The sequence below is a fragment of the Candidatus Cloacimonadota bacterium genome, assembly GCA_020532355.1.
In the GTDB taxonomy this organism is placed as follows: domain Bacteria; phylum Cloacimonadota; class Cloacimonadia; order Cloacimonadales; family Cloacimonadaceae; genus UBA5456.
In genome coordinates this window covers 1-3,151 of sequence record JAJBBD010000024.1, presented here as the reverse complement: position 1 = coordinate 3,151, position 3,151 = coordinate 1, and the positions used below count along the sequence as shown (strand labels likewise).

Sequence of the window (3,151 nt, the reverse complement as noted above, 5' to 3'; positions counted from 1 at the left end):
GCACCCTCAAAGAGATTAACCAATAAGCTCTTATTGATTTCTTCATCCAGAGCCTGTTCATTCAAATCTAATCCGCTGGAACCATCGTCAACATCAGTAAGAATTTGCCCTGCCTCTTCTAACAACTGCAGAAATTCATTTTTCTGTGGGGATAGAACAGCAATAAGATCTTCAATGCTTTTTAGGCTTGCCCAGTAAATTTCCAGCCGCTTATAAGGACTTTGTTCAATTATTTCCTGAATCAGTTTGTCGGTAGGATCAGATGCCAATACCTGTAATATTTCCCGATCCCGATTTATCAACTGAAAAGGGAATATTTTATGGTACAAAAGCTTCTTTTTCAGATCTTCCGGAATATTCGCCAGAATTTGCTTACAAATATCCTTCTCAGCTTCAGTAAGCTGTTCTACATCAACGTCATGCTGGGGAAAAGCATAATGCTTTGCCAAGGCTTCATAAACTTCGTCGTGCCCAGCGGCAAAGTCGCTAACCATTATCTTTGCTAATGCCCCGGCAGAATTCTCTCCATATTCCAGCATTTTCCTGCTTGCATTTTCCACCAGTTCGCGTTCAAAGATGTTTTTACTTATAAGATACCTGGCAAACTTATTCAATAACATAATGCTTACGCCGTTGGAGGAGAAATTGTTGCAATCTCTGAAGACACAATAGTTAAGAACGAAATGGCAATAGAAATAAAGAGTCCCACAAAAGTTTGGATATATTCAATCAAGTTGTTCATCTTGTATGTGGTCTCAGCCTCATAATAGCTGGCTATCTGCTCTGCCGCTTGGAGGATATTTCCGGTTTCCTGCCCAGTGCGTAACCGCGTTAATGTGGTGCGGTTAAAAACTCCCGAAGCTTCCATTGAGGGTACTAATGCCTCACCTTCACTCAACATTAATGGTATGGTTATACGCTTGATTCTATCTTCCATCCAGGCATTTCGGCATGCTTCAGCTGCCGTTTTAATAGTTTCGATGTTGTCTCCTGCACCCGCATAGATTGTGCCAAAAACTCTAAAATATACCTCTATGGCAGATTTATGTATCAAATGACCAACCACCGGCAGCTTAACGATGTGCGCATCGCGCCAAATTCTCCCTTTAGGTGTTGCCCACCATCTCCAAATAGCCACAATAGGAATTATTACTCCTAAAGCTATTACCCACCAATATATCGCCAGCCAATCACTAACATCCAAAGTTGCTTTGGTCATGGGAGGTAATTCCATACCGTATTTTACAAACATCTGCGCCGTAGCGGGAAATATCTCCACTACATAATACATTACTGCACCAATTGTTGCAAGTACCGCAAACAATGGAGATATTAGTGCTTTTTTTATGTTTTTACGAATCTCCATATCGCGCTCGATGAATTTGCTGGTCGCCTCAAATACATCCGCCATATTACCACTCTTGGTTGCCAAACCAAGCATGAAGGCCGGAAACTTGCCAAACACATGGGTAAAACGGGCAAACACTTCCCTGCCTTCTGCCCCACCCTTGAGCTGACTCTCTATCTGTATTAAAGCGTCCTTAAATGTTCTATTCGTCTGCTCTTCAGATAGCATCTCCAATATTTTACCAAAACTCATTTTATCCTTAAGCATGGTCGTGGAGAGCTTGATAAACATCATTACATCGGCAAGTCCTACTTTCTGGGGAATATCAAAGAGAACGGGATTTATCTGGAATTTGCTATAACCCATTTTAGTAAGAGCTGCTGCCACATCTTGTTTTGTGTAAGCCGATTGTCTGCCCTTAAACGGTTTTTTCTTGCCTTCAGAATAAACGGTGTATAGCCAATCGCGCTTCTTTTCAAAAGTGCTTATACGCAGGTGGTACTTTTTTACAATCTTGTTCAGGTGGTTCTTTGCAGCCTTGCCGTTTTCGGCCATAAAAGTCCCCTGAACCAACTTTCCCTGTGCTCCAATGCCCTTGAAGCGGTACTCTTTTGCCACGGCTACTCCACCTTGCTTTTACTGGATTCGGGTCATTATTCCAATATTGTTGCTTTCAACCTGATAACAATACATTAGTATATTTTTGCTCAAAATTCTAGTAATGCTGTAGCTAACCGCTTGATCAGATTATCGTTAGATAATTTGATTAGCTAAAAATTACTTACAATCATCAATTAAGCTTAATAGCAAGATTGGTCAAGAACTTTCTTGACCAATCTTATGTAAGGTACTATAAAAGTATAATTAATTTCTTGAATTAACCTTCGGTTTCAACTTCAACGTCAGAAGCAACAGCAGTGATTTCGCCGGAAGGAAGTTCAACTGTGGTAACTATTTGTGGATTATAGCCGCCTTTCTCAGCAGAGCCAACACCAGTAATTATAGGATAACCACTCGTTCCGTCTGTGCTAATGGTGTATGTGCCATTTTCGTTAGTTGTGTCAAAGGTGGTAGCATCAAAACCAAGGTAACCGGCAATGGATGATACAGAAAGTGAGTCAATATCGCCTCCACCGTATCCGCCTTGGGATTCTGGAGTTTTGTAGTATTGTACGATCTGGGTAGCAAAGCTTTGAGCATCGGCTGCAATACCGGATTTGTTGCTGTTGTAAGCCTGGCTATTGAACATGCTGATACCGACGGCTATAGCTACACCGACGATAATAACGCTGAGTACGATCAAAAGAATTTGTTGAGTTCCCATGGTAATCTCCTTTTTGGGGTTAAGTTTTTTAATTTAGTGTTTCACTTATTGTGTTCACATTATAATATGTGCCGTAGCACAGATATCTTTAGAGCAAGAGCTGTGCCAATTCCAAATACTGGGCATTTTTTTTATCTTTTACATTCACATTGCGCTGTATACCATGTACTTACACTTGAACAAATATTTTTATTTATACATTTCTAAGCCGCTATTGCAACCAACACACTGTCTTCTTTTGTTCAATATGTGCGCAAATGTGTGTCTTAATGCTGACACTTTATTGCACGAACTGCCTGTTTGCAATTCCGGTTTTACCGCAAAACCACTCAAAAAGTAATTCTCCTTATCTTTGTAGCGGTTTTCGAACATGATATTAGTGATCTCTGCGACTTGAGGATAAGCCACAATGCTTGCACCATATTTGAGTATTTTGCGGAGCGCAAAAAGTTTATAATACTTCTTCTGGCCTTGTAGTT

At 40.6% G+C, this 3,151-nt stretch carries 4 protein-coding genes; all 4 read right to left on the bottom strand.

Annotated elements, in window-relative coordinates:
* The coding region (locus LHW48_00735; protein ID MCB5258987.1) for a hypothetical protein at nt 1–620 on the bottom strand (620 nt) is incomplete at its 3' end.
* A gap of 5 nt (nt 621–625) precedes the next feature.
* The gene (locus LHW48_00730) at nt 626–1,966 is read right to left on the bottom strand and encodes a type II secretion system F family protein (GenBank protein ID MCB5258986.1); all 1,341 of its coding nucleotides are present in this window, start codon (nt 1,964–1,966) and stop codon (nt 626–628) included.
* Between the two features lie 259 nt (nt 1,967–2,225).
* Nucleotides 2,226–2,672, bottom strand: a complete 447-nt coding sequence (locus LHW48_00725) for a hypothetical protein (GenBank protein MCB5258985.1) — start codon at nt 2,670–2,672, stop codon at nt 2,226–2,228.
* Nucleotides 2,673–2,861: 189 nt separating this feature from the next.
* A partial coding sequence (locus LHW48_00720; protein MCB5258984.1) for a hypothetical protein occupies nt 2,862–3,151 on the bottom strand: 290 nt, incomplete at its 5' end.